The 26,463-nt window shown below is 64.0% G+C and carries 25 protein-coding genes, 1 tRNA gene, 1 pseudogene and 1 riboswitch; of the genes and pseudogenes, 6 read left to right on the plus strand and 21 right to left on the minus strand.

Annotated features, from left to right (window positions below; all coding sequences use genetic code 11):
* Nucleotides 1–102 precede the first annotated feature (102 nt).
* Nucleotides 103–1,386: a nucleotide sugar dehydrogenase gene (locus tag BLS13_RS14260; RefSeq protein WP_093453116.1), complete on the minus strand. Its 1,284-nt coding sequence runs from the start codon at nt 1,384–1,386 to the stop codon at nt 103–105.
* Between the two features lie 177 nt (nt 1,387–1,563).
* Here BLS13_RS14260 and BLS13_RS14265 point away from each other — a divergent pair, with 177 nt between their 5' ends.
* Entirely contained in the window at nt 1,564–2,094 is a 531-nt protein-coding gene (locus BLS13_RS14265) for a superoxide dismutase family protein (protein WP_093453118.1), read from the plus strand.
* Nucleotides 2,095–2,566: 472 nt separating this feature from the next.
* Here BLS13_RS14265 and thpR read toward each other — a convergent pair whose 3' ends face one another.
* Complete coding sequence (gene thpR / locus BLS13_RS14275) at nt 2,567–3,100, minus strand: RNA 2',3'-cyclic phosphodiesterase (protein ID WP_093453120.1); 534 nt, start codon at nt 3,098–3,100, stop codon at nt 2,567–2,569.
* Between the two features lie 143 nt (nt 3,101–3,243).
* Between thpR and BLS13_RS14280 the strand changes: the two genes are divergently transcribed.
* Nucleotides 3,244–3,978 carry a Bax inhibitor-1/YccA family protein gene (locus tag BLS13_RS14280; RefSeq protein ID WP_093453331.1) on the plus strand — a complete coding sequence of 245 codons (735 nt, stop codon included), beginning with the start codon at nt 3,244–3,246 and terminating at the stop codon, nt 3,976–3,978.
* Nucleotides 3,979–4,118: 140 nt separating this feature from the next.
* Nucleotides 4,119–4,883 (plus strand): WecB/TagA/CpsF family glycosyltransferase, encoded by a 765-nt coding sequence (locus BLS13_RS14285; protein WP_256325889.1) that lies wholly within the window; start codon nt 4,119–4,121, stop codon nt 4,881–4,883.
* Nucleotides 4,884–4,901: 18 nt separating this feature from the next.
* Here BLS13_RS14285 and BLS13_RS14290 read toward each other — a convergent pair whose 3' ends face one another.
* Genes BLS13_RS14290 through BLS13_RS14300 form a run of 3 tightly spaced genes read right to left on the minus strand, consistent with a single transcriptional unit; the run spans nt 4,902 to nt 7,172 of the window.
* Nucleotides 4,902–5,783, minus strand: coding sequence for a dienelactone hydrolase family protein (locus tag BLS13_RS14290; protein ID WP_093453121.1), 882 nt, complete (start codon nt 5,781–5,783; stop codon nt 4,902–4,904).
* A 28-nt stretch (nt 5,784–5,811) separates the two neighbouring features.
* Nucleotides 5,812–6,171 carry a hypothetical protein gene (locus BLS13_RS14295; RefSeq protein ID WP_093453123.1) on the minus strand — a complete coding sequence of 120 codons (360 nt, stop codon included), beginning with the start codon at nt 6,169–6,171 and terminating at the stop codon, nt 5,812–5,814.
* A gap of 2 nt (nt 6,172–6,173) precedes the next feature.
* Nucleotides 6,174–7,172: a GDP-mannose 4,6-dehydratase gene (locus tag BLS13_RS14300; RefSeq protein WP_093453125.1), complete on the minus strand. Its 999-nt coding sequence runs from the start codon at nt 7,170–7,172 to the stop codon at nt 6,174–6,176.
* A 107-nt stretch (nt 7,173–7,279) separates the two neighbouring features.
* On the opposite strand from BLS13_RS14300, the gene BLS13_RS14305 reads away from it, so the two are divergent.
* Nucleotides 7,280–7,354: transfer RNA gene (locus BLS13_RS14305), tRNA-Gln, on the plus strand.
* A 71-nt stretch (nt 7,355–7,425) separates the two neighbouring features.
* Here BLS13_RS14305 and BLS13_RS14310 read toward each other — a convergent pair.
* The 13 genes and pseudogenes from BLS13_RS14310 to BLS13_RS14365 form a co-directional block, all read right to left on the minus strand.
* Complete coding sequence (locus tag BLS13_RS14310; RefSeq protein WP_256325909.1) at nt 7,426–8,844, minus strand: diguanylate cyclase domain-containing protein; 1,419 nt, start codon at nt 8,842–8,844, stop codon at nt 7,426–7,428.
* A gap of 9 nt (nt 8,845–8,853) precedes the next feature.
* Nucleotides 8,854–9,201, minus strand: a pseudogene (locus tag BLS13_RS21220) (PAS domain-containing protein); the annotation flags it as partial.
* Between the two features lie 195 nt (nt 9,202–9,396).
* Nucleotides 9,397–9,945, minus strand: coding sequence for a histidine phosphatase family protein (locus tag BLS13_RS14315; protein ID WP_176943594.1), 549 nt, complete (start codon nt 9,943–9,945; stop codon nt 9,397–9,399).
* Nucleotides 9,942–10,718 carry an adenosylcobinamide-GDP ribazoletransferase gene (locus BLS13_RS14320; RefSeq protein WP_256325891.1) on the minus strand — a complete coding sequence of 259 codons (777 nt, stop codon included), beginning with the start codon at nt 10,716–10,718 and terminating at the stop codon, nt 9,942–9,944. Before BLS13_RS14320 ends, BLS13_RS14315 begins: the two co-directional genes overlap by 4 nt.
* Nucleotides 10,708–11,727, minus strand: coding sequence for a nicotinate-nucleotide--dimethylbenzimidazole phosphoribosyltransferase (gene cobT, locus BLS13_RS14325; RefSeq protein ID WP_093453130.1), 1,020 nt, complete (start codon nt 11,725–11,727; stop codon nt 10,708–10,710). Before cobT ends, BLS13_RS14320 begins: the two co-directional genes overlap by 11 nt.
* A complete protein-coding gene (locus BLS13_RS14330; RefSeq protein ID WP_093453132.1) occupies nt 11,724–13,178 on the minus strand; it encodes a cobyric acid synthase in 1,455 nt (484 codons plus the stop codon). The genes cobT and BLS13_RS14330 overlap by 4 nt, the downstream gene beginning before the upstream one ends.
* On the minus strand, nt 13,166–14,221 hold the full coding sequence (locus tag BLS13_RS14335) for a cobalamin biosynthesis protein CobD/CbiB (RefSeq protein ID WP_093453134.1): 1,056 nt from the start codon (nt 14,219–14,221) through the stop codon (nt 13,166–13,168). The genes BLS13_RS14330 and BLS13_RS14335 overlap by 13 nt, the downstream gene beginning before the upstream one ends.
* Entirely contained in the window at nt 14,218–15,003 is a 786-nt protein-coding gene (locus BLS13_RS14340; protein WP_093453136.1) for an ABC transporter ATP-binding protein, read from the minus strand. Before BLS13_RS14340 ends, BLS13_RS14335 begins: the two co-directional genes overlap by 4 nt.
* Nucleotides 15,000–15,974: a FecCD family ABC transporter permease gene (locus BLS13_RS14345; RefSeq protein ID WP_093453138.1), complete on the minus strand. Its 975-nt coding sequence runs from the start codon at nt 15,972–15,974 to the stop codon at nt 15,000–15,002. Before BLS13_RS14345 ends, BLS13_RS14340 begins: the two co-directional genes overlap by 4 nt.
* The gene (locus BLS13_RS14350) at nt 15,971–16,768 is read right to left on the minus strand and encodes an ABC transporter substrate-binding protein (protein WP_093453140.1); all 798 of its coding nucleotides are present in this window, start codon (nt 16,766–16,768) and stop codon (nt 15,971–15,973) included. The genes BLS13_RS14345 and BLS13_RS14350 overlap by 4 nt, the downstream gene beginning before the upstream one ends.
* Nucleotides 16,769–16,998: 230 nt before the next feature.
* Entirely contained in the window at nt 16,999–17,610 is a 612-nt protein-coding gene (cobO, locus tag BLS13_RS14355) for a cob(I)yrinic acid a,c-diamide adenosyltransferase (RefSeq protein WP_093453143.1), read from the minus strand.
* A 3-nt stretch (nt 17,611–17,613) separates the two neighbouring features.
* Nucleotides 17,614–18,723 carry an aminotransferase class I/II-fold pyridoxal phosphate-dependent enzyme gene (locus BLS13_RS14360; RefSeq protein WP_256325892.1) on the minus strand — a complete coding sequence of 370 codons (1,110 nt, stop codon included), beginning with the start codon at nt 18,721–18,723 and terminating at the stop codon, nt 17,614–17,616.
* 4 nt (nt 18,724–18,727) lie between these two features.
* Nucleotides 18,728–20,641, minus strand: coding sequence for a TonB-dependent receptor plug domain-containing protein (locus tag BLS13_RS14365; protein ID WP_093453145.1), 1,914 nt, complete (start codon nt 20,639–20,641; stop codon nt 18,728–18,730).
* A 147-nt stretch (nt 20,642–20,788) separates the two neighbouring features.
* Nucleotides 20,789–20,988: riboswitch (cobalamin riboswitch) on the minus strand.
* A 13-nt stretch (nt 20,989–21,001) separates the two neighbouring features.
* Between BLS13_RS14365 and cobU the strand changes: the two genes are divergently transcribed.
* Complete coding sequence (cobU, locus tag BLS13_RS14370; RefSeq protein WP_256325893.1) at nt 21,002–21,529, plus strand: bifunctional adenosylcobinamide kinase/adenosylcobinamide-phosphate guanylyltransferase; 528 nt, start codon at nt 21,002–21,004, stop codon at nt 21,527–21,529.
* Nucleotides 21,530–21,676: 147 nt separating this feature from the next.
* On the opposite strand, the gene BLS13_RS14375 is transcribed toward cobU, so the two are convergent.
* The 3 genes from BLS13_RS14375 to purC all read right to left on the minus strand — a co-directional run bounded on the left by BLS13_RS14375 (nt 21,677) and on the right by purC (nt 24,315).
* Nucleotides 21,677–22,486 carry a ferredoxin--NADP reductase gene (locus BLS13_RS14375; protein ID WP_093453149.1) on the minus strand — a complete coding sequence of 270 codons (810 nt, stop codon included), beginning with the start codon at nt 22,484–22,486 and terminating at the stop codon, nt 21,677–21,679.
* A 240-nt stretch (nt 22,487–22,726) separates the two neighbouring features.
* Nucleotides 22,727–23,398: an RBBP9/YdeN family alpha/beta hydrolase gene (locus tag BLS13_RS14380; protein WP_093453151.1), complete on the minus strand. Its 672-nt coding sequence runs from the start codon at nt 23,396–23,398 to the stop codon at nt 22,727–22,729.
* Nucleotides 23,399–23,538: 140 nt separating this feature from the next.
* Entirely contained in the window at nt 23,539–24,315 is a 777-nt protein-coding gene (purC, locus tag BLS13_RS14385; RefSeq protein WP_093453153.1) for a phosphoribosylaminoimidazolesuccinocarboxamide synthase, read from the minus strand.
* Nucleotides 24,316–24,520: 205 nt separating this feature from the next.
* On the opposite strand from purC, the gene BLS13_RS14390 reads away from it, so the two are divergent.
* Nucleotides 24,521–26,461, plus strand: a complete 1,941-nt coding sequence (locus BLS13_RS14390) for a potassium transporter Kup (protein ID WP_093453155.1) — start codon at nt 24,521–24,523, stop codon at nt 26,459–26,461.
* Nucleotides 26,462–26,463: the final 2 nt, after the last annotated feature.

Genomic DNA, 26,463 nt, shown 5'->3' on the forward strand with positions numbered 1-26,463 from the left:
TCGATGCCATCGGCGACATATGTCACCTCTATCAACCCGACGAATGCTCCAACTTCTTCGTCAAAGCTGGGTATGGATCAGATTAACGGCACGATGCTCTAACTACAAAGTCCAGCGTTCGATCTGTGCTGGCAGCGCCCGATCGCGCCAGATGCCTTTGAGATCGGCGAGCAGGCCGTCACCGGCTACGAGCCCCTTGATGGCGTCATCGCTGAGATCCTTGTAGGATCGGTGCGGCACCGCCGCCACGACGATGTCATATTGCCCCGCCAGAGCGTCTGGCGACAGCTTTGCATCATATTCATGGGCGGCCTCGGCCGCATTGGCCAGCGGATCGTGCAAGGTGACGGTATGGCCCAGCCACTGCAGCCGTCGTACGACATCGAACACCTTCGAATTGCGCAGATCGGGAACATCCTCCTTGAAGGTGACGCCCAATATCAACACCGATCCGATCCGGCTTTTGCGCCGCGTATGAATCGCGTCGGCGACCCATGAGGCCATCGAATCGTTGATCGATCGGCCGGCCAGGATCACGCGGGGAAGATGCCCGACGCTCTGTGCGCAGTGGCTGAGATAATAAGGATCGACGCCGATACAGTGACCGCCGACCAGCCCGGGTTGGAAGCGCAGGAAATTCCATTTCGTGCCGGCGGCTTCGAGGACATCCCAGATCGACAGGTCGAGCTTGGCGAAGATCTGGGTGATCTCGTTCATGAAGGCGATGTTGATGTCACGCTGCGCATTTTCGATCACCTTGGCGGCTTCGGCGGTCTTGATCGATGCGGCGCGGAATGCGCCGGCGCTGGTGATACGGCCGTACATGTCGGCCACCCGATCGAGAATTTCGGGATTTTCGCCCGCCACGACCTTGATGATCCGGTCGACCGTATGTTCGCGATCGCCCGGATTGATGCGCTCCGGCGAATAGCCGAGGAAGAAGTCCACGCCGCGCTTCAGCCCTGAAATCTGCTCGAGGACCGGGCCGCAAACGTCTTCGGTGACACCCGGATAGACCGTGCTTTCATAAATTACGATCGTGTCGAGGCCCGGGCGGATCAGCCCGGCGACGGTGCGGGTGGCGGCCATCACCGGGCCCAGGTCCGGACGATTGGCGTCATCGACCGGTGTCGGGACGGTCACGATATAGATGTCGGCACCCGATGCTTGCGATGTATCGGCGGTCAGTACAATCGAGGATGCCTCCAGCGCCTCGGGATCGACCTCGCGGGTGCGATCATGGCCTCGCTGCAATTCAGCGATGCGTTCCGGGCTGATGTCGAAGCCGGTCGTCGGGAAGTGCTTGGCGAGCGCGACCGCCAGCGGCAGGCCGACATAGCCCAGGCCCACCACCACGATCCGCTGGTCCGTCCCCGATGCCACCATAGATTCCCCCGTCACATCGGATCCGTCCGGGATCCGTCGATATGCCTGACAGAGTTAACCCCTCCGGCCGGCGAGTAAAGCGCCGTGGTGCAAGGCCGGGGGAGGGCGTCTGCTTTTTTGGCATAACCGGGGACGACCTTCATGCTATGAGCGGGCCATTCGATGAGGAGAAATGTGATGCGCGTTTTCGCTTCTGTCGTCGGTATGGCGCTTGTCGCCGCCGCAGTCCCCGCTACGGCCGAGATGGGCATGACAGGCAAGGGCCAGGCCATGGCGGATCTGGTCGACACCCAAGGCGTGATCAAGGGCCATGCGATGGTAATGCAGGGCAAGGACGGCCTTCACATCTCCGTTCACGCGGCGGGCCTCACGCCTGGCGTGCACGCGGTGCATGTTCATACGGTCGGCCTGTGTACGGCGCCAGACTTCAAGAGCGCCGGTGGCCACTGGAACCCGACGATGAAGCAGCACGGCCGCGACAATCCGGCGGGCATGCATATGGGCGACATGCCGAACATGACGGTCGGCGGGGATGGTACGGGCTCGCTCGATGCGGTCATCGCAGGCGGGATGCTGCATGGCGGCGAGATGCCGTTGCTGGATACCGACGGCGCGGCTGTCGTCATCCACGAGACGGCGGACGACTATAAGACCGATCCAGCCGGCGCCGCGGGCGCCCGAATCGCCTGCGGGGTCATCAAGGGGTGAAGGTGTAGCGGTCGACGATCGCGAATCTCGCCCGCGGTACGATTTTATACTACTCAAGTTCAAGGAGGCTTGAGTCCATGTCGCATGGCGAAAAGATCAGCGTTACGATGACTGTAGAACAGGTCGGGGCGATCCGCGCGAGCGTAGAAGCCGGCGAATATGCCTCGACCAGCGAAGCGCCTGCGAGCTGCCGTTCGCCTATGGCAAGCCCAGCGGGTGGAAGATGCCGAACGGATCGCCTCGATCAAGGCTCGCATTCGGCGTTCGATCGACGATCCGCGCCCCAGTCTTACCGATTCCGAGGTCGATGAGCGGCTTAAACGGTTGTTCGCCGATGCCCGAGGTTGATGTCGTCTATCGTCCGGAGGCGATTGTTGATCTCGAACAATTCTTCTATGGCGGTCGCGATTTTACGGCGATCTATCGCGGCCGAAAACATTCCGAAGTCCCTTCGGAACGTCTGACTGACGATTCAGTCCAGCTGGTAGCGTTCGAGGATCGAGTAGGTCGATCCTTCGGATCCAAGGTCGCTTTCATACAGGTTGAAGCTGTCGAAAAACCCTTCCACCGGGGGTGGCATCAGCAGCCCCGGGGGTAGCGGAGCTATCGGCGCATTACGGGGCGAGAAGCGCGCGATCGTGATGTGCGGTACGAAGGCGCGCGGATCGGGGGCGACGCCGACGCCGGCGAGCGCGCGGTTGACCGAATCGCGAAGCGAGCGGACGGCATCGTGCGGGGTCACGCCGGCCCACAGCGCATCGATCCGTCCGCGCTTGTCGAAACAGCCTGTGCCATCGAGCGTCAATGCAAAGGCCCGATGGTGGATCGATCCCAGGGCCGCCGCGATATCCGCGGTCTGATGTGCGTCGGCCTCGCCGATGAAGCGTAACGTCAGGTGCAACTGGTCGTCACCCTGCCAGCGTGCGCCGGGCAGTCCACCCATCATGGCGACGAGCGCCTGGCGCATTGCGCGTGGCAGCCGCAGGGCAACGAAAAGTCGAAACATGGGACCATGTCGGGCCGGATACCGCCCGGCGCAACCCTGTTCAGAACATATTCACGGGCGGCCTGCTTGAAAAGAAGACGGCTTCAGCCGATATTGTTACGCGAGTGGCGCTGTCGCCATTCTTCATGGAGAGTTTTTACATCATGGCAAACTGGTCTGACCCCCGATCGACTGCGGCGCCGCGCGCAACGCGGGTCGGCGTGGCCGACGCGGCTTACGATGCTGGGCTGCGGTCCTACATGCTCTCGATCTACAATTACATGGCATCCGCCGTCCTGCTGACCGGCATCGTCGCGATGCTGTTCGCCAATTCGGGTCTGGCTGAGCCGATCCTTCGCGGCCCCGGTCTGCTGAAATATGTGATCATGCTGGCGCCTCTGGGCTTCATCATGGTGCTGAGCTTCGGGATCAACCGTCTGTCGACCGCTTCGGCACAGATGCTGTTCTGGGCTTTCGCGGCGGTGATGGGCCTGTCGATGTCGTCGATCTTCCTGGTCTATACCGGCGCCTCGGTCGCGCAGACCTTCTTCGCGACCGCTGCGGCCTTTGCCGGCCTCAGCCTGTTCGGCTACACCACCAAGAAGGATTTGTCGGCATTCGGCACCTTCCTGATCATGGGCGTGGTCGGCCTGCTGGTAGCGATGGTGATCAACATGTTCCTGCGCTCACCGGTCATGAACCTCGTGATCAGCTTCATCGGCGTGCTGCTGTTCGCGGGCCTCACCGCTTATGACACCCAGAAGATCAAGAGCCTTTACTTCCACGTGGCCGGTTCGGACATGGTCGGCAAGACGGTGATCATGGGCGCGCTGACGCTCTATCTCGACTTCGTCAACATGTTCACCTTCCTCCTGCAGTTCATGGGCGATCGTCGCTAACCGCGACATGCGCCTGTCGACCGAAAGAGCCCGGCCATTGCGCCGGGCTTTTTTGTGGCTGCGGCACGGGTACAGCTATTTTTTGCCGGTAGGAATGTGATGCCCGGTGCCGCAATCCATCCCGGAAAGACGCTGGCCTCGTGCTGAGACGCACCTTTCTCGATCTCGCATTCGATCCGCTGACCGAGCAGCAGGTCGTTGCGGAGCTACAGAGCTGCACCGCCCGATCATTGTTTCGCTACCTGGTCACCCCGAATGTCGATCATGTCGTCCGTTTGTCGCGGCTCGATCGTGCCGGACCGGAACATCAGGCTTATGCGAATGCCGGCTGGTGCTTGTGCGACAGCCGAATTCTGGCGCGGCTCGCGGCCATGTGCGGCGTTGCGCTGCCGGTGGTGCCGGGAAGCGATCTGACCGCGCGGCTTATCCGCGAAATATTGAGGCCCGGCGATCGCATCTGCCTGATCGGTGGTGATCCATCGACGCGGACCGCTCTCGCCGCACTCCGGCCGGATATCGCGATCGATCAGCACATTCCGCCAATGGCCCTGCGGTCCGATCCCGCGGCCCGTGCCGCGGCGGTGCGCTTCGCCATCGATCATCCCGCTCGGTTCACCCTGATCGCGGTCGGCTCACCGCAGCAGGAGCTGATCGCTCAGGAGATGGCGAAAATGCCGGGCGCCTCCGGTACGGCGCTCTGCATTGGCGCGTCGATCGATTTCCTGACGGGCCGCGCCAGACGTGCGCCGCGCTGGATGCAGCGGACGTCGCTCGAATGGCTCCATCGGCTGGTGAACGACCCGGCGCGTCTCTGGCGCCGCTATCTGGTCGAAGGCCCGCGCATCTTTCTGCTGACATGGCGCTGGCGACGTCGGCTTCGGGCGGAGGCTACCGATACAGGCTGACGGGAGGCGCCTTGCCGCTCACGCCAGCGTTTCCCGGAACATGGCGATTGTCCGTTCCCAGGCCAGCGCTGCTGCGGCGGCATCGTAGCGCGCAGCGGACGTGTCATTGTGAAAGGCGTGCTGGGTTCCCGGATAATCGTAGCGCGTGACCTGCACTCCGGCGGCCTTCAGCGCGTCGGCCCAGGCGCCGGCGCCGGCATTCACGCGGTCGTCGCTGCCCGCATAATGAAGCTGCATCACTGCCTTGACCTGCGCGGCGTCGGCGGGTGGCGGAGTCGGACCGTAAAAAGCACTGGCGGCCGTCAACGCCGGGCCGGCGCCGACCGCGAGCCGATTGACCATCGCCCCGCCCCAGCAGAAGCCGACGACGCCCACCTTGCCGTTCAGCAGGCGATGGTGCGCGAGCCAGTCGATCGTCGCGATACCATCGGCCGCGGCCGATGGCAGGTCGAGCGCGCCGATCATCGTGCGGGCCTTGTCCTCATCCGCCGGCGTGCCGCCCTGCGGCGAAAGAAAATCGATCGCCAGTCCGACGAAGCCGGCCACAGCCAGTCGGCGTGCCACATCGCGCGTATAAGGTTGAAGTCCGCGATTTTCGTGGACCACGAGTACAGCCGCCGGCTTCTTCGGATGCTTTTTCGGAATTGCCATATAGCCGGCCAGAATATGGCCGTGGGCACCCGTCCAGGTGACGTCTTTGCTCGTCAGTCGCTTGTCGTCCTCGGCGATCATCGCTGCGGCTGCCGCGTCGGGCGCGATGGCGGTGACCAGCATCTGCGCCGCTGCCGCGCCGCCCGCCAATCGGGTCATGTCGCGCATGAAGGCGCGGCGGTTCCCTCGGCCATGGGTGAAGCGATCATAGAGCATGATCGCCCGGGCCATCACCTCATCCTGCGCCATGTCATGCTCCTTTATGTAAGCCCATCATTCAGTTCGGCGACTGCGCCGGCGCCGGCGCAGTCGCCGGAGGTGCGATGGTCGGGGCGGCCGGGGCGACGAGCGGAGGGGCATCCGCCGGCGGCGCATCGTCGGCCTCGGTCGATTTTTGCGATCCGGCTTTCGGATGGACGATGGCGGCCCCGCCATCGTGCGGCATGCCACTCGCATCGCCCGTTGCGGCATCGATCGCGGTGATCTGATCCGATTTGTCGACGGGCAGCCCTGCATCATCCAGGCTGGTGGCGATCTGCGGCGCGCCGAGATCTTCGGTCTGCGGCACAGGCTTGTTCTTGTGGCCGCACGCGCCAAGCAGAAGCAGGGCGATCAGGATTGGGATGACTTTCCGCATGGTCAGTTCATCCCATAATAGTCGCGAAACCAGGACACAAAGCGCGGTATGCCGACCTTGATGCCGGTCGTCGGCCGGAAGCCCAGTTCGCGCTGGATCGCGCTGATGTCGGCGAACGTTTCCTTCACATCGCCGGGCTGCATCGGCATCATCTGGCGAATCGCCGGGCGGCCGCACGCGGCCTCGATGGTATCGATCAGTTCACCCAGATCCTCGGACTGGTTGTTGCCGATATTATAGATGGTATGGGGCGATCGGCTGCCGCCAGATTTGGTCTGGCCGTCATCGGCGGGCGGATTATCGAGTGCGCTGATCACCCCGGCGATGATATCGTCGATATAGGTGAAATCGCGCCGCATCGCGCCGCTATTGAACACCGATATCGGCCGGCCGCGCAATATCGCATCGGTAAATAGCCACACCGCCATGTCGGGCCGGCCCCATGGCCCATAGACGGTGAAGAAGCGAAGCCCGGTCTGCGGAATGCGATAGAGATGGGCGTAGGATTCGCTCATCAACTCGTCGGCCTTCTTCGTCGCAGCATAGAGCGACAGCGGCTGATCCACCCTGTCTTCGACCCGGAATGGCAGGCTGTCATTGCCGCCATAAACGGCCGATGACGAAGCATAGACGATATGCTTCACCCCGGCCTGCCGCCCCAGTTCCAAAATGTTGACATGACCGACGAGATTGCTGTGCACATATGCCCGCGGATTCTGCAGCGAATAGCGGACGCCGGCCTGCGCACCGATATGGGCGATTCGATCGATCGATTCGCCCGCTATCGCCGCCTCCAGCGCATGTTCGTCGCCGAAATCGCATTCGACGAATCGAAAATCGCCGCCCATCGCATTCAGCGCGGCGATGCGATCATGCTTCAGCTTCACGAAATAATAGTCGTTGAGATTGTCTATCCCTATCACCCGTTCGCCACGGGCGAGCAGGATTTGCGCCGTATAGAAACCGATGAAACCCGCAGCACCCGTCACCAATATCGCCATGAGTCACCCTGGTAAGTCGCCGCCAACGCCCTAACCCAAGCGGGAATGATCGTCGAGGCTTCCCATCGCGCGCGCGATGCCTATAAGGGCGCCCGCCGGACGGCTGCTGGGGCGTCGCCAAGTGGTAAGGCAGCGGCTTTTGGTGCCGCCATTCGGAGGTTCGAATCCTCCCGCCCCAGCCAGATCCGGCCTGAGCGCGCATCACGGTGAGCACTGGTCGCGCCACGCGCTGGCCTTACGCAGCTATTGCCCGTCAATGGATAAGGATGGCGTTCCTGCCGAGGCTTTTTGCGCGGTACAGGGCCTCGTCAGCCTTCTTTATCGCGATGGTCAACGAGACGGTGGTGGGGGGCAGTACCCACCCGCCAACGCTGGCCGAACATTCGTAGGTGCATTCCTCATATTCGGTCCCCTCTTCCGCCGCGGGTTGCAGGCGATAGGGACGTGACAGCGATGCGCAAATATCATTTGCGATACGCTCCGCGGCCTCCCTGGCATCGGCATTGTCGGTTGTGGATCCGCTGATCAGGACGATGAATTCGTCACCACCCAGACGAAAGACCAACTTCGTATTTCCAACGCAGGCCCGCAGCCGATCGGCAACTTCGATGAGGAGGAGGTCGCCATAGATGTGACCGAACTTGTCGTTGATCGCCTTGAAGCGATCGAGGTCGATGAGCAGAAGCGCGGCCAGTGTCGAACGGGCCGGTTGATCGGTCATCATGCCATCGTAGCGGCTTTCAAGTGCACGCCGGTTGGGGAGCAGCGTCAGAGGATCATGGAGCGCTGCGATCTGGGCGTCGTCGAGTTTGCGTGCGCGATCGGTAATGTCCATGCACGAAATCAGCGTGCCACCGGCTTCCAGAGGGATGCACTCAAACTCCATCACGCGATTCTGGAATGTCTTGCGCTCGAAGCGGAGATGTTGCCGACGATTGATATGTTCGATGCATAGTGTGACGAACGCCTCCACCGAATGTTTCGGAAAATCCCCGCGCGCATGCAGGTAACGCGCAAGATCGTCGAACTTGTCCTTGCCGGGCGTGAACTCGTCTTCGCGACCGATCTGGTGGATCTCGTAGAAGCGCTGGTTAACGCCAATCAGCCGACGGTCGGCATCGAACATGGCAAGCGCGGTCGGGCTCGCATCGATAACCGATTGGAGATAGCGGCCATGGTGAAGCAGTTGTTCTTCCAGCCGCTTGCGGTCGGTAATGTCATAGAGCGCGACAAGCAGCAGTCCGTCCGTGGTCGGCTCCACTGGCGTGGCGGTTGCAACGACCGTTCGATAGGAACCATCCTTCGCGCGAATGCTGATTTCCATCGGACGAAAGGCGGTGCCCGATGCGGTTGCTTCGATGAGGCGCGAACGCCATTCGTCCTGAATTCGGAGCCGGCAATCCGGATCGGGATGCGCGAGCGGCCACCAATGATCGAACGTGGGTATTTCGGACAACTGATAGCCGAACGCACGACAGAACGCCGCGTTCAGATAGATGACACGACCTTGTTGATCATTGAGGACAAGTGGTAGCGGGGAAGCCTCGATGGTAGCCGTCAGGCGGCGTTCGCTTTCGCGGAGCGCAATTTCCTGGCAGACCATTTCGGTAACGTCCTGCGTCGTTCCGACAATGCGCCAATGGCCCTCATCATGCCGATCGACCCTGCCCATCACGCGGAAATGGCGGATGCTCCCATCTCGTCGAATTACCCGATGTTGAACATCCAATCGCGACGCCGCTTTTATGGCCGTGCGGAATGCCGAATCCAAAAGCGGACGATCGTCGGGATGAACGCGATCGGCATAGCGGTATCGATCGAAGGAACCATTGTCTTCGAACTCGAACAGCTCAAGCATTCCCTCGCTGCAGACGAGTTCCAGCGTGTCTCCATCCAATTGCCAGAAGCCGATCCGCGCAATGCCCTGGGCATCCTTCAGCAGGGCATCCGTTCGCTTCAACATCTGTTGCTTGTTCTTGCGTTTCGGCCTGCGGTCAATATCCGCCTTCTGCATCATCTGGCCGAACATCTTTCGCGGCAAGACGGTTTGCGCCGCGATGAGGAAGGCGGTGACCGAATACCAGCATCATTTTCGATCGCGGAGCCGGGATTCCTGTGCTGAGTCGTCACGCCAAACTTCCCGCCGATATCGCCCGCTCACGGGTTTGCTACTCTGATGTAAACATAGAATGTTAACTTAGCCCTATCGGTGCCACGTTGACCTTCATCGTGGCAATGCGATTATCGTGCCTGGTTCGGGAATGAAACGCATCGCCTCGGTCAGCGGGCGCCGCGCCCTGCAGGCTTGCAGCGAGGCGATCGGGCCGCCATGGCTGACGACGATGACCGTGCCGTTGGCCGGCAAGTCGGCGAAAGCCGCCGCTACCCGGCCGGCCAGATCGGCGCCGGATTCGCCGCCGCCGGGCCGATAGTCGTCCGGATCGTGCATCATCCGGTTCATCTCGTCACCCGTCTGGCGCCAGATCGCGTTCCAGCTGTGGCCTTCCCAGCTGCCGAAGTCACGCTCCCGCCATCGCGCATCGGTGACCGGCGTAATGCCGTGGCGACGCGCGATCAGGGTGGCCAGCATGCTCGCCCGCCTGAGGCCGGAATGGATCACGGCAGACACGTTCTCGCGCGCCAGTTCAGCAGCGAGACGCTGCGCATGCCGCCGGCCTTCGATGCTGAGTCCGGCATCGCTGATGCCGTAGCAGATTCCGTGCCATCGCTTCGCGACGGCGGTGTGGCGGATGAGCAAGATCCGGGCGGTCACGACGCTGTGGCGGCCAGCAGCAGCCCGATCTGCCCGGCATAAGCCGCGAAACCCAGACAGTCGCCGGTGCAGCCGCCGATCCGCCGGATCAGCAGACCGCGAAACCACCAGATGAAGAAGATGGCGGTGACGGTCGCCATCGCCATCGCCATCGGCATGCGGACCGCAAAACAGGCGAGGCCCGGCAGCGCGGTCAGTATCGCCAGCAATATCGTCCGCAGGCCGACATTGGCGGCAATGTCCTTGGCGATGCCGGTGCCGGCCGGCGCGGGCGCAACCAGCGCCATCACCGCCACCGGCATCAGCCGGCCAAAGGTCGCGGACGCGATCAGCGCGGGGGCGATCAGCGGTGCCGGCAAGGCGATCAGCAGGGCCGCCCGCAAGGCCACGGCCAGCCCCAGCCCCAGCGCGCCATAGCTGCCGATCCGGCTGTCCTTCATGATCCGCCGGACAGCCTCGGCATCCCATCCGCCGCCGAACGCATCGCAGAAATCGGCAACGGCATCTTCATGGAAGGCACCGGTCAGCCGCGCTTCGACGATCAGGCCGATCAGCACCGCGACGATGCGCGGCCAGAGCAGGCCCGACAACAGGATGAAGCCGGCGGTGATCGTCCCGATCAGCGCGCCGACGAGCGGGAACCAGCCTACGCTTCTGCTCAGCGCACGTTGGGCCGTATCGGGATCGAGGCGAGCGGTGGCGGGGACGGGGATGCGGGTCAGGAACTGGATCGCCATTGCCGGCGGCGCCCACCATGGCGGCTCAGTCGGCACGGCCCAGCCCAAGTTCGGAGAGCGAGATAACATCCGACAGCAATGCCGCGGCGCTGTCGAGCAACGGTAGCGCGACCAGCGCGCCGGTTCCCTCGCCCAGCCGCATGTCCCATTCCAGAAGCGGGGTCAGCCCGAGCTGGTTCAGCGCGGCCATATGGCCCGGCTCGGCCGATCGGTGCGCGGCGATCATCGCGCGCTTTGTGCCCGGGGATAGTCGTTCGGCGACCAGCGCGGCGGCGGTGGCGACGAAGCCATCGAGCAATATCGTGATCTTCGCTTCGGCGGCGGCGGCGAAAAAACCGGCCATCGCGACGATCTCGAAACCCGATACCGCCGCGATCGCGGCGCGCGGATCGGCGTCGAGCCGCCCCCCCAGGCGGGCCACGGCCTCCGCCACGACCCGTCTTTTGCTGGCGATGGTCGCGTCGTCGGCTCCGGCACCCGGCCCGATCGCGGCATTAGCGGGAATGCCGGCCAGCAACGCGGTCAGGCATGCGGCCGGCGTCGTGTTGCCGATCCCCATCTCGCCGGCGATCACGATGGCAAAGCCCCCGTCGGCGGCGTGCTTCGCCTCATCGGCCCCCACCGCCCAGGCCGCATCGAAATCGGCGATGCTCATGGCGGGGCCGTTTGCCAGATCCTGTGTGCCGTCCGCGATCCGCGCCGCACGGAACCAGCCCGGCGCATTGCCGGCAAGTGGCGATGCCACGCCGACGTCCACCAGCCGCAGGTCGCAATTCTGTGCGGCGGCGAGCGCGTTGCTGGTTGCGCGCCCGGCGGCGATCGTATCGACCATCGAGGCCGTCACCGCAGCGGGCCAGGCCGAAACGCCTTGTGCGATCACGCCATGATCGCCGGCGAACAACACGAGCCGGCGTGGCCTGGTGACCGGATCGAGCCGTTGCTGGACGGCCGCGAGCTTCGCCGCGAGACTTTCCAGCTTGCCGAGGCTGCGGCGGGGCTTGGCGAGGCCATCCAGATGGGCCCAGATGCTGCTGTCGTCGATCATGATGCCGTTCCTGCAATGGCGAGAAATGTTGCGGTGTCGATCACTTCGGCCAGCGCCGCCGCCAGCCGGTCGAGCGCGGCGTCGACGCGATATGCCTGATCGACGCCGTCCGATGCGGCGCCGATCCGCGCCAGCCAGGCCGCGCGCTGCGCCGACCGGTTGAACAGCCCGTGGACATAGCAGCCGGCGATCCGTTCATCCGCGCTCAGCGCCCCGTCCGCGCTGCCGTCGGCAAAGCGGAGCAGGGGGCGGGTGCCCGTCGCGGTGGTCCGGCCCGAATGGATCTCGTAACCGCTGAAGCCGATGCCGTCGGCCAGGCTGATGCCCTCGATCTCGGTCACTCTCTTGTCGCCGGTCAGGACAGTCTCGGCCGGCAGCAGTCCCAGCCCGTCGACGGTCTGCGGCGGCCCTTCGATACCGCCGGGGTCGGCGATCCGGGTGCCGAGCATCTGATAGCCCCCGCAAATGCCGAGCACTCGTCCACCGCGCCGGACATGCGCTGCCAGATCGATATCCCAGCCCTGCGCGCGCAGGAAGCCCAGATCGGCGATCGTCGCCTTGGTGCCGGGCAGGATCACCAGAGCGGCGTCGGCCGGAAGCGGCTGGCCCGGCGGGACCATTTTCAGGCGCACCTGCGGCTCGTGCAGCAGCGGATCGAAATCGTCGAAATTGGCGATCCGCGACAGCATCGGCACCGCGATCGTCACCGCGCCGTCGCCGCTCTGCTGCTGATCGAGCACCACCGCATCCTCAGCTGGCAGCGAGCGGGCCGCGGCAAGCCATGGCACCACCCCCAGTCCGGGCCAGCCGGTGCGGCGTGCGATCTCGGCATAGCCATCGTCGAACAGCGCGATATCGCCGCGAAACTTGTTGATCAGGAAGCCGCGGATCATTGCCGCATCCTCAGGCTCGATCACCGCCCTGGTGCCGACGATCGACGCGATCACCCCGCCGCGATCGATATCGCCGACCAGCACCACCGGCACCCCCGCCGCGCGCGCAAAGCCCATATTGGCGATGTCGCCTCGCCGCAGGTTGATCTCGGCGGGGCTGCCGGCGCCTTCGACGATCACCAGATCGGCTTGCTCGCGCAACCGCGCATAGGATGCGAGAACGGCGCCCAGCAACTCGCCCTTGCGGCCCTGATAATCGCCGGCGCCGAGATTGCCGCGCACCTGCCCATGCACCACGATCTGCGCGCCGGTATCGGATTGCGGCTTGATCAGCACCGGATTCATGTCGACCGTCGCCGGCACGCGGCAGGCCAGTGCCTGCAGCGCCTGCGCGCGGCCGATCTCGCCGCCTTGCGCCACCGCGGCATTGTTCGACATATTCTGCGGCTTGAACGGCAATATCTTGAGCCCGCGATTGGCGAACAGCCGGCACAGCCCCGCGACCAGCACCGATTTGCCGACGTCCGATCCCGTACCCTGCAACATTATTGCAGCCATGCGACGCCCCCTGTCATCAGCCATAGCAGCAGGCACGCGCGCCGATAGACGGCGAGCGCGCGAGCCAGATCGTTCGCCTCGGGCGGGCTTCCGTCGCCGAGGATCGCGCGTTCGGCGGGTTCGCCATCATAGTTGACCGCGCCGCCCAGCTGCCGTTGCAGCACGCCCGCCATCGCGGCTTCGGGCCAGCCGCCGTTCGGCGAGGCATGGTGGCGAGCATCGCGCAGCATCACGCCCAGGCCACCCGCCCCGGCGATGCAGATCAGCAGGCCGGCGATGCGAGCCGGGATCAGGTTGACCAGATCGTCCGCGCGCGCCGACGCCCATCCGAAATCGCGGTAACGGGCATCGCGGTGGCCAACGATGCTGTCGGCGGTATTGATCGCCTTGCAGATCGCGAGGCCGGGCAGGCCGCCGATCAGGAACCAGAAAGCGGGTGCGACCACGCCGTCGCAGAAGCTTTCGGCCAGCGATTCGATCGCGGCGACGGCGATTCCGCTCTCGTCGAGCGCTTCGGTATCGCGGCCGACGATCATGGAGGCTGCGGTGCGGGCCTGTCCTAAAAATTCCTCCCCGGAACGGGGAGGGGGACCGGCGAAGCCGGTGGAGGGGACTGCGGAACAACCGGGGGGCACCGGAGACCCCTCCACCACCCTTCGGGCGGTCCCCCTCCCCGAGACAAGCTCGGGGAGGAATTTGAGCGGGCGCAGCACGGCCGCGACATGGTCGTACAGGCTGCGCTGGGCGAGGCCGGTCGTGGCGATCAGAATGACGAAGATCGTGCCCCAGCCATGTCCGGCGATCGTTGCGATGGCCCAAGCCATTCCACCCGATACCGTGACGAGCAGCAGAAGCAGTCCGATACCCGCAACCCGCTTTCGCGCAGGACGTCCGTGGTTCCAGTGCCGCTCACCCGTCTCGATCAGCCGTCCGAACGCGATCACCGGATGGCCGACAAGACGCAACATCGCCATCGGATAGCCGATTACGGCCTCCAGCGGCAGGATCGCCACCAACTGCCCCGCCGTTCCGATCGCGATCATCCGGTGCGTCGGATCGGGATGACGAACGCCTGCCCGTCGGCGGTGCGGCCGATATGCGTGGCTACGCCATAGGTTTCGGCGATGCGGGCTTCGGTCAGCACGTCGCTGGCGGGGCCGAAGGCGATGACCTTGCCTTCGCGCAGCATCAATATGTCGTCGGCGACTCGCGCCGCCTGGTTGAGATCATGCAGCACCACGATCACGCCGGCGCCATCGGCGGCGATGCCGCGCAGGCGATCGAGCACGTCGAGCTGGTGCGCGGGATCGAGGCTCGCCAGCGGCTCGTCGGCGAGCAGCCATTCGGGTTCCCCGGCCAGCACCCGCGCGAGCAGCACGCGCCCGCGCTCACCGCCCGACAGATGATTGACGCCGCGTGTCGCATAGGCCGTCACGTCGGTGGCTGCCATGGCCCGCGCGACCGCCTCGCGATCGGCGGGGGTTTCGCCCCAGCGGCCCTGATGCGGAAAGCGACCGAGGCCGACCAGGGTGGCAACATCGACATTCCAGTGCACATCGGCGCTTTGCGGGAGCAACCCGATCCGCTGCGCGCGCGTCCGACGATCGAGCGCGGCGATTGCTATGCCATCGAGCTGCACCGTGCCCGCGTCGGGCAGGCGCAGCCCGGCCAGGCAATCGAGCAGGCTGCTTTTGCCGGCGCCGTTCGGACCGAGCACCACGGTCACGCGGCCGCGCGCAAAGGCCATACTCACCGTGTCGAGCACCCGGTTCTGCCCGAGCGTCAGCGACAGCCGATCAACCGCCAGTCCCAACTTCACGGTCATGCCAGCGTCCTCCGCATGCGGATCATCAGGAACAGGAAGAAGGGGCCGCCGAGGATCGACATCGCAATGCCGAGCCGCAATTCGCTGACGGTCGGGGCCGCGCGGACGAGGCTGTCGGCGAGCAGCAGCAAAAGCGCGCCGCCCAGCGCCGACGGCAGCAGGATCGCCGAAGGCCGGTTGCCCGCGAGCGGCCGCACCATATGGGGCACCATCAGCCCGACAAAGCCGATGATCCCGGCCGAGGCGACCGATGCGCCGACCGTCAGGCCAACGCCGAGCACGATCATCATCTGCAGTCGCCTCTGATCGACCCCCATCGATCGCGCGGCCTGCTCGCCGAGTGTCAGCGCGTCGAGCGAGCGGCCGGTGAATGCCAGGATCGCCGAACCCACTGCGATGATCGGCAGCGCGAGCCGCACGTCATCCCAGCTCCGATCGGTCAGCGCGCCCATCAGCCAGGTCATGATTTCCGATGCCGCGAACGGCGTCGGTGCCAGGCTGATCGCGAGCGCGGTCATCGATCCGGTGATGCTCGACAGGATCATCCCCGCCAGCGTGAACAGGATCAGGCTGCCCGATCGCCCGGCGAGGAGCGCCAGCGCCGCCATCGACAGCGCCGCGCCCGCCAGGGCGAACAAGGGCAAGAGCAAAGCTGACGCCGCATAGCCGAAATAGAGCGACAGCACCGCGCCGAGCGCGGCACCCGAAGATACGCCGAACAGGCCGGGATCGGCGAGCGGATTACGCAGATAACCTTGCATTGCCGCCCCCGACAGGCCCAATGCGGCGCCGATCGTCAGCGCCAGCACGGTGCGGGGCAGGCGTAGTTCGGCGATGATCAGCCAGCGCGGATCGGCGAACGTCCAGGCGTTCCACGGTATCCACACCTTGCCCGCCGCGAGCGAAAAGCCGGTGGCGATCAGCAGGCAGGCGGCCAGAGCCATGTTGAGGCGGATCGCGGGAGCATTCATGGTTGTCCCATCTCCTTGCGAATTTGCGTGAGACGCGCGAGCGCGTCGATAATGGTCGGCCCGCCGCAATTCATCAGGCGCGGAGGATAGGGACGAAATGTGATCCTGCCACCAAGCTTCTGCATGACGGGGTGACCCAGCAGCCGGTCGCCGGTGCCGGCACCCAGCCCGACCGACAGCAGCAGCCGTGGAGGATTGGCCACCAGATATTCGAGCGGGAGGATATCCCATTGCTTGAGGCCATAGCTGGCACTGAGATTGCGGAAGCCCGCGGTCTGCAGCAGCGTGTCCGCGAGTGTGCCCTTGCCGGGCACCAGCCCGCCGCCCTGCCAGATCAATGCCGGTACGGCACTCGGCCGGGCCGGGCGCGCGGCGACGACGGCGCCTTCCATTGCCGAAACCAGCCGCTCGCCGCGGTCGGGATGTCCCACCAGCCCTGCGATCGCGCGCACCTGTTCCTCGCTTTCGGCAATCGTTTCGGGAACGGGCAATTGTACCAGCCTGATCCCCATCTTCTCCAGCGAGTGGATGGTCGATGGCGATACGTGCTGGCCGGCGATCACGATGTCGGGGGACAGCGCCACCACCTCCTCGGCCGTGCCCGAGGTCGCCTTGTACCGCCGTGCGATATCGAGGGGGATCGAGGTCGAGGCGGCATTTTGCGAATAATGGCTGATGCCGGCGATCTGCGCCGGATCCGCCACCCGCACCAGCACGGCGTCGACGCAGGGGTTGATCGAAACGACGCGCGGCGCGGCGGCGAGGGGGGAGGATGCTACGCATATAAACGTCATTCCCGCGAACGCGCTGAATTTGCAGCGATCGCGTCCCCTTAAGCCTTCTCCCGCTTGCGGGAGAAGGTTTGGATGAGGGTCTTCTTCCTTCTTCCATTCAAATAGCGCGCGGAAGAAGAAAAGAAGACAGAAGACCCTCACCCAACCCTCTCCCGCAAGCGGGAGAGGGCTCAAGTCGGCGCTTACGCGCATTTGGAGGAAAGACGATGGATTGGGGGGCGGGAGCCGGCTCAATATTCCACACCCTTCTGCGCCTTGAAGCCGGCCTTGAACGGATGCTTCACCTCGCCGAATTCGGTCACAAGATCGGCGATTTCGATCAGTTCGGGCTTGGCGTTGCGGCCGGTGATGCAAATGTGCTTGGTCAATGGGCGGTCCTGCAGAAAGGCCACGATCTCGTCGATCGGCAAACTATCCTGCCGCAATACGATATTGAGTTCGTCGAGGATCACGAAATCATAGGCCGGGTCGAGGATCAGTTCCTTCGACCGTTCCCAGGCGGCGCGCGCCGCCGCGATGTCGCGGGCGCGGTCCTGCGTGTCCCAGGTGAAGCCTTCGCCCATTACTTCGAAGGTCAGAAGATCGGGATTGGCCTGGAAGAACGTTTTCTCGCCGGTCTCCCAATTGCCTTTCACATATTGGACGATCCCTACCTTCATGCCCCAGCCGAGGCTACGGATCGCCATGCCGAAGGCCGATGAGGACTTGCCCTTGCCGTTGCCGGTATGGACGATCAGCAGGCCGCGCTCCAAGGTGCGGCGCGCCTGCATCTTCGCGCGCGCCTGCTGGACACGCTGCATGCGGGCATTATGGCGGGCGAAGTCTTCTTCGGTCTCAGGCATCGGTCATCCTCTCCATGCGTCCAGCGCGTGCGCCAGCCGCGCCCAGTCGTCTTCGCTGCCGGGAAGACCCATGCGCAGCCGGTGTGCATAGTCGGCAAAAGGCCGCGTCAGGATATGCGCCGCCGCGAGATGCCGGAACAGGGCGTCGGCGCCTTGCGTCTCGATCAGGCGGAACAGGGGCGTGCCGCACGAGGTCAGCCTGGTTGCGGCGATCAGAGCGTCGAGCCGCGCGGCATCTTTCGCGAGCCGGTTGCGTTGGGTCGCCTGCCAGTCGAGATCGCGATAGGCGGCGGTGCCGATCGCGATTGCGGGGCCGGATACCGGCCAGTCGCCGAGCCATGAGCGGATCGTCCGTGCAACCGCGGGTGGCGCGAGTACGAAGCCGAGCCGGAGGCCGGGCAGGCCGAAAAATTTGCCGAACGATCGTAGCCGGATGACGTTAGCAATTCCTCCCCGAGCTTGCTCGGGGAGGGGGACCATGCGTAGCATGGTGGAGGGGTTTGCGGAGCCGTCGGATTGCCCCTCCGTCAGCGCTTCGCGCTGCCACCTCCCCGAGCATGCTCGGGGAGGAACTGGGTGTATATCCGCGAACGCCTCGTCCACGATCAGCCACCCGGATCGCTCGGCCAACGTCGTTGCGAGCTTCGCCAGCCGTTCGGGCTCAACCACCCGGCCATCGGGATTGTTGGGGTTGGCGAGCAATAGGACGTCCGCTGTCGCCGCCGCTTCTTCCAGATCATCGGCGGAAATCTCGATCAGACGGTCGCGCGGCCAGATTGCGGTATGACCGCCATAGCCGGGCCGGACGACGGCAACCTGCCGTCCCTCGAACATCCGCGCAATCAGCCGCAGCGCCATATCACTGCCCGGCACGGCGACAACGGCAACTCCGTCCGGAGCCGCGAATGCTGCCCGCGCGGCGGCTTCCAGTTCGGCCAGGGCGTCCGGGTCCGGCAGCGCCGTAAACGCGGCTGCACCCGGATAGAAAGGATAGTTATGCGGGGCGATGCCGGTCGACAGGTCGATCCAGTCGTTGCCCCCGAACATCGCACGCGCCCGATCGATGCGCCCGCCATGGACACGGAACACATCGATCGGAGCGCGGTCGTTCACCGCCTCAGTAGCTCAGCCGTACGCCGGCATAGGCAGCCCGGCCGGGCGTCCCGTAGCGGAAGATCGTCTCATAATGCTCATCGAACAGATTCTCGATGCGACCATAGAGTTCGATATTCTTCGTCACGGGATAGCTGGCCCGCAGATCGGCGAGCACATAGCCCTCGAGCTTGCGGGTGTTGGCGGCGTTGTCGAAGCTCGATCCGACATGGGTCAGCGTCGCGCCGGTCGAAAGACCGAACGGCCAACGATAGTCGATCGACGTGTTCACGCTCTGCCGCGGACGGCGGGCGAGATTCTTGCCGAAGGTCGAACTGCCTGGCGTGCGATTTTCGGAATCGGTCCAGCTATAGTTCGCCTGCACCTTGAGCGGCTCGACCGGGTGGAGCGCTACGGTCAGTTCGACGCCCTGCGCCCGGGCCTTGGCGACATTGTCATACGTGCCGAACGGCCGCCCGGCGCAAATCCCGACAGTGGGTGTCGGGAACGGGCAGGAGACGAAGTTGATCAGGTTGCGCGAATTGCGGTGGAACCAGGTCGCACTGGCTTCGATCGCGCCGCCGAGGAGCCGCTGTGTGATCCCGGCATCCCAGCCCTTCGCCGTCTCCGGGTGGAGCAACGTGTTCCCATATTCGCTCAGCAATTGATACAGGGTCGGTGCCTTGAAGCCCTCGCTATAGCTCGCGCGCAACTCGGTCTTGCCGCCATTTGGCGTCCATACGCCGCTGGCGCCGAAGGTGGTTGCCCCGCCGAACGTGTTGTGGTGATCGTAGCGGACGCCGCCGGTTGCAGTCAGGCCCGCAATCGGCGTGGCGACGATCTGGCCATACACGCTGGAGATCGTGGCATGCGCGGTCGTGGCGGGGCCGCCGCTGGCCGTCGAAAAGTGCGAACGCTCGTTTTCGGCGCCGAACGTTGCCTGCCAGCCGTCGCCGATGTCGTAATTGCCCTGATATTCGATCCGTTCGTTGCGGCCGTTGGCGAGGAAATTGGGCGCGGAGCCGAAGGTCGGATTATAGTTGCGGCGGCGCGTATCAGTGTAGGCGAAGCCGAGGCGGTTGTGGAAATGGCCGTCGAGCAGGGCGGCGTTCAGGCCGGCATAGCCGACCAGCTCGCGCGTCGTGCCATATTCCGGCGTATCGGCGAAGGCGAAGCTCGGGGCGGGAAAGCCGTCGAAGCCGTTGCGGCCGTGCGAATACCAGCCGCGCAGATCGACCGAGATATCGTCGCTCAGCTTCAGGTTGAAATTGGCATTGGCGCCATAGTTGCGATAGCCATCCTTCTCGGCCCCGCCGAGCTGCTCGTCGAACGACGAGATGCCGTCGGTGCGGAAATAGCCGGCGCCGACGCTGGCCGACAGCGGACCGCTCTTGCCCGATACGTTGCCGACGATCTGGCCGGTGTTGCGATAGCCATATTCGCCGCGAAGGTTGATCTTGAGCGTGTCGCTGGGTGGGATCGTGATCATGTTGATCACGCCGCCGATCGCCTGGCTGCCCCACAGCACCGATTGCGATCCGCGCAGCACCTCGATCCGCGCGATATTGCCGATCATCAGGTCGCCGAAGTTGAAGCCGCCGCCGGGTGCCGACGGATCGTTGAGCTTGATGCCGTCGATCAATGCGACCGTCTGCTCGCTTTCGGCGCCGCGGATGAACACCGATGTCGTGCCGCCGATGCCGCCGTTGCGGGCGATCGTCACGCCGGGCACGGTGCGCAGCAGATCGGCGACCGTATCGGCCTGGCGGGTGGTGATGGTCTCCTGATCGATGACGCTGATCGTCTGGCCGATCCGCGACAGCGGCTGCTCGCTGCGCGTCGCGGTGACGACGATGGTGTCGGCGCTGTCGTCCGCGAAGGCAGCGCTCGACAGGAAAATGGCGGAAACGGCAATCAGTCTGGCAGTATGAGAAGGCATAAGTCCCCCTTGATCAACAACAAGGGGTCGCACGCGCCAAGGCACGGCAGCATTCTCGCGAGGTTGCTCATCCCTTCGCGCGCACCACCCCAATGGACGTCGTCACGCGAGGAAGAACCTCGATCACCCGGCACACCCCGTCCGCGCGATGGATCGACTGCGACAGGCAGGTCTCCTGGCTCCCGGGTCACAGCACTCGTCCCGCCTTCCCGGATCGGAATCCAGTGGCGTGAAGGGGCAGGCGCTCGCCGGTTACAGTTGCGGGGGCAGCCCCGGATCGCGGCGTCAAGCCACTACCGGGTTCCCTTTTGATCCCATCTCTGGGAACCTGTCGCGTGGCGCCTTTAGAACGGGTTGGTGATGGTAGCAAGCATGTCGGGTGGAGAGGTGATCCTGTTCCTGGGCGGCGCGCGATCGGGAAAGAGCCGAATCGCGCAGGAGCAGGCGGAGAGGCTCGGCGGCGAGCTGGTCTATATTGCGACGGGCGAGGCGCTGGACGAGGAAATGGCCGATCGGATCGGGCGCCATCGCGCCGATCGAGGCCCGCGCTGGCGGACGGTCGAATGTCCGATCGATCTGGCTGCTGCGGTGGCGGCCGAAGGGGCTGCGGGCAGGGTGCTGCTTGTCGACTGCCTGACGCTCTGGCTCAGCAACCTGATGTTCGCCGAACGGGATATCGTAGGCGCGTCGGCCAGCCTTGTGACGGCGCTGGCCGCATCGCCATCGACGATCATGCTTGTCAGTAACGAAGTGGGATGTGGCATCGTGCCCGAAAACGCGCTCGCCCGCCGCTTTCGCGACGAGGCCGGGCGGTTGAACCAAGCGATCGCGGCGGCGGCGGAGGAGGTGTTCCTCGTCGCTGCCGGGCTGACGCTGAAGATGAAGTGAGTTGTCGAACGGCTTTCTGCACTAAAAGCCACTCCTCTGAAGGGGAGGGGTTTGGGGGTGGGGCACCCGCATCTCACCGAGACCAGCATTGATTGGGAGGAGAGGCCCCACCCCAACCCCTCCCCTGAAGGGGAGGGGCTTTAGTCCTTATCCCACGAACGCCTTTTCGATCACGAAATCGGCTGGCTTTGCGTTCGAGCCTTCCTCGAAGCCGAGCCGTTCGAGGATCGCCGCGCAATCCTTGATCATCTCCATGCTGCCGCACAACATGGCACGGTCATGAACCGGATCAAGCACATGATCGCCCTCGACGCCGTCGAACAGGTCGGCCTTTTCGAGCAAGGTAGTGATTCGATCCTGCCGGGGGAACGGTTCGCGGGTGACAGTCGGGATATAATGAAATTTCTCGCGCGCCTCGTCCTCGACAAGCGGATCGCCCGCGAGCTTGCTTTCCAGCAACTCGCGATAAGCCAGATCACTGACCCGGCGGACGCTGTGAAACAGGATCACCTGATCGAATTGAACATAAACGTCGGGATCGCGGATCACCGACATGAACGGCGCGAGGCCGGTACCGGTCGAAAGCAGGAACAGGCGGCGGCCCGGCTTGAGCGCGTCGGTGACGAGCGTGCCGGTGGTCTTGCGGGCCATGTAGATTTCGTCGCCCGGTACGATCTGCTGCAGCCGCGACGTCAACGGGCCGTCGGGAACCTTGATCGACAGGAATTCGATCTCGTCGGCATAAGACGGGCTCGCGATCGAATAAGCGCGCAGCAGCGGCTTGGTTTCGCCCTGAAGGCCGATCATCACGAATTCGCCCGAGCGGAAGCGCAACGATGCCGGGCGTGTGATCGCGAAGCTGAACATATGCTCGTTCCAGTGACGGACCCACAACACCGTCTCGATATGGAACGCGTCGTTCGGGGCGACTTTGATCGCTTCCGTACGGTTGCTCATTATCTGTAACCTTCCAAAGCCATCACCGCCCGGCCCGCCTGTTTCGGTTCCGGGAAGCAAATATTTCCGCAAGTGCCAGTCGACTGACTGTTTTCGCTGCAGCCCCATAATCGGAGCGCGCGCGCTTCGCCATAGCGATTATTTTTGCGCGACCACAGTTAAACTTCACGGGTCACGGCAAAACGCGCCCCGCCATCCGGAGAAGGCGGCGGAGCGCGCCGGCGGCGCAGGTTCGTCGGTTCAGCGGCGAAGCTGGCGCAACGACTGGTCGGATTGGGGCAACCAGCCGGAGAAGAAGGTCGTATCGGATCGGGTGGCGCGGATGGGCCCGGTTTCGATCAGATCGATGAAGCTATCGAGCAATTGCTCGCCCTGAGGCCAGGCGCCGAGGCCGTCCCCGGTTCCAAAATGGCCACAGGCGCCGAAGCGCGCGAAGCCGGCGCCCCATTCGCGCGCGACACTGAATGCGCGATCGATCGAAATCGCTCGGTCATTCTCGCTGGCGACGACCAGTGACGGGAAGGGCAGGATGGTGCGCGGCAGCGGCGCGAAGGCATGCATCCTCTCATCGCCTTCGGCCGCCGCCGGATCGGGCGGTGCGATGAGCAGCGCGCCGACGACATTGGCTTCGATTTCCTGTCCCAACAGTTCGCTCCACCAGGCGATGGTGAGCGCGCCGGTGCCATGACCGACGAGCAGAATTGGTGCATCGAGGCCGCGGATCGCCTGATCGAGCCTCGTCACCCAGCTGTTGCGGTCGGGCCGGCGCGCGGCGCCCATGTCGATGCACATGCAGTCGAGGCGCGAGGCTGCCCATTGATCCTGCCAATAACCGATTCGGTCGGCATCGACATCGGGGAGCAAAAGCACGATCGGCGCCGCTGAGGGGCGTTCGAAACGGGACGTCGCCATGGGCCTGTCCTTCCGTTCTGTCGGGCATCCCGACGAAGGACAGATTATGTCTATCGATAAAGTTGTAAAGGTCGCTGCGTTCAAATGCGGCGAAATTGCGGCCGGGCGAGCGTCGCATCGACGCGTCGCCCGGCCGGCCCTTATTTGTTCCGATTCTTGCGATGCTTTTCGAGGTCGAGGATCGTGGTGTCGCCTTCGGGCAGCAGCCCGAGTCGCCGTGCGATTTCCTGATAGGCCTCGACTTCGCCGCCGAGATCCTGGCGGAAGCGATCCTTGTCGAGCTTCTCGCCGGTGGCGATATCCCACAGCCGGCAGCCATCGGGGCTGATCTCGTCGGCCAGGATCACGCGCGCGAAATCATTGTCGTAGAAGCGACCGAATTCAAGTTTGAAATCGACCAGGCGGATGCCGATCCCGGCGAACAGCCCGCACATGAAGTCGTTCACGCGGATCGCCATGTCGGCGATGTCGTGCATTTCCTCCTGGCTGGCCCAGCCAAAGCAGGCGATATGCTCGTCGGCGACCATCGGATCGCCCAGCGCATCGTCCTTGTAATAATATTCGATAATCGTGCGCGGCAGCTGCGTGCCTTCCTCGATGCCGAGGCGCTTGACGATCGAACCGGCGGCGACGTTGCGCACGACCACCTCGATCGGGATGATCTCGACCTGGCGGATCAATTGTTCGCGCATGTTCAGCCGGCGGATGAAATGCGTCGGCACGCCGATCATCGCCAGCAGCGTGAAGATATGCTCGGAAATCCGGTTGTTGAGCACGCCCTTCCCGTTGATGGTGCCCTTCTTCTGGGCATTGAACGCGGTGGCATCATCCTTGAAATATTGGATGAGCGTGCCCGGTTCGGGACCTTCATACAGGATCTTGGCCTTGCCCTCGTAGATCTGGCGGCGGCGGGTCATCGATTTTTGCCTCCGAAAGGCGCAGGAAAACAGAGAAGCCCCGGAGACAACGTCGATTCGGACGCGCCACCGAGGCAGTTCGAACCCGCCCTTACAGCGATTGCCCCCCTCGCGCAAACGATGCCGCGTTGCGGCGCGAATTCGCGTGCAATACTCCAGGCACGGGCTTAAGCGCCGCGACGGATTCGTTTGTGGGGCCGATCCCGTGGAAAATGTCGACATTCCGGTTGGGGGCATAAAATTGGGCGAGCACGGCAAGGAAAGTCTATCGGCTTTGTCGTTGGGCGCCCTTGGCGTCGTGTTCGGCGATATCGGCACCAGCCCGCTTTATGCATTCCGCGAAGCGCTGGGGCAAGCGGCCTCGGATGGCATCGTCGCCAGCGAAATCTTCGGCATATTGTCGATGGCGTTGTGGGCGCTCATCCTGATCGTCACCTGCAAATATGTGCTGTTCCTGATGCGTGCGGACAATGAAGGTGAAGGCGGCGTGCTGGCGCTGATGGCGCTCGCGCAGCGATCGACCCGCAAACATGGCGCGTTGATCGTTATCCTGGGGTCCGTCGGCGCGGCGTTATTCTATGGCGATGGCATCATCACACCGGCGCTGTCGGTTTTGTCGGCGGTCGAGGGGCTGCAGACCATCCCGTCGCTCGCCAACAGTATCAGCAACAGCGAGATATTGCTGATTACGAGCGCGATCATGATCGGCCTGTTCGGCATGCAGATGCATGGCACGGCGACCGTGGCGAAACTGTTCGGCCCGGTCTGCCTGATCTGGTTCATTGTGATCGGCGGGCTAGGGTTGATGCACATTGCTGATGAACCGACTATCCTTGGCGCATTGTCACCGCATCACGCGGTCCTGTTCATGCTCGGTCATGGCACGCAGGGTCTGTTCGTGCTTGGCGCAGTGTTCCTGACGGTCACCGGCGCGGAGGCGTTGACCGCCGATATGGGCCATTTCGGGGCCCAGCCGATCCGGCTTGGCTGGTTCTTTGTCGTTTTTCCGGCACTGGCGCTCAACTATCTCGGCCAGGGGGCGTTCGCTCTGCACCAGCTTGAGGTGGCGGCTGCTGCCGGCACACCGTTCGGCAACCAGGACTGGTTCTTCCTGATGGCGCCGGGCTCGGCCCGCGTGCCGCTGGTCATCTTGGCGACCCTGGCGACGATCATCGCCAGCCAGGCGGTGATCACGGGGGCTTTTTCGTTGACCCAGCAAGCGATCCAGCTCGGCTTGTTGCCGCGCCTGAAGATCAGCCAGACGTCGCACAGCGCGGCCGGCCAGATCTTCCTGCCATCGATCAATATCCTGTTGTTCATTGGCGTGATGATTTTGGTGTTCGGCTTCCGCTCGTCATCGGCGATGGCGTCGGCCTATGGCATTGCGGTTACCGGAACGATGGTGGTGACGACCTGCCTCGCCTTCGTGATCGTTCGGCGGAACTGGGGGTGGAAGACGCCGGTTGCGATCGCCTTCATTGCGCCGTTCCTTGCGCTCGACCTGTTCTTCTTCGGTGCCAACACGCTGCGTATCGCCAGCGGCGGCTGGGTGCCGATCGTCGTCGCCAGCGGTATCGCGGTGCTGATCTTTACCTGGATCCGCGGTCGTGCCCTGCTGACCACGCTCGATCAATCGCAGGCCATTTCTCTCGACGAACTTGCGCCGATATTGGCGGCGCGCCCGCCCGAGCGCGTGTCCGGAACCGCGGTTTTCCTGACATCCGATCCGAATGCGGCGCCGAGCGCGCTGCTGCACAACCTCAAGCACAACAAGGTGCTTCACGAAAAGAATATCGCGCTGACGGTGCGGACGGCGCGGACCCCGATCGTCGATCCCGCCGATCGGCTGACGGTCACGCGGCTCGACGATAATTTCAGCCGCGCCGTGCTGACCTACGGATTCATGGAAAGCCCGGACGTGCCGCATGACCTCGAGGTCAAGGAACCCACCGGCAAGCGCATGGCGCCGATTCAGACGAGCTTCTTCATCGGGCGCAGCACGTTGCGGCCATCGAAGCACAGCGGCATGCCGTTCTGGCAGGATCTGCTGTTCATCTTCCTGTACCGCAATGCATCCGATCCAACCGATTTCTTCCGCATCCCGCCCAATCGCGTCGTCGAACTCGGATCGCAGATGACGATCTGAGC

Source organism: Sphingomonas sp. YR710 (assembly GCF_900101455.1).
In the GTDB taxonomy this organism is placed as follows: Bacteria; Pseudomonadota; Alphaproteobacteria; order Sphingomonadales; family Sphingomonadaceae; genus Rhizorhabdus.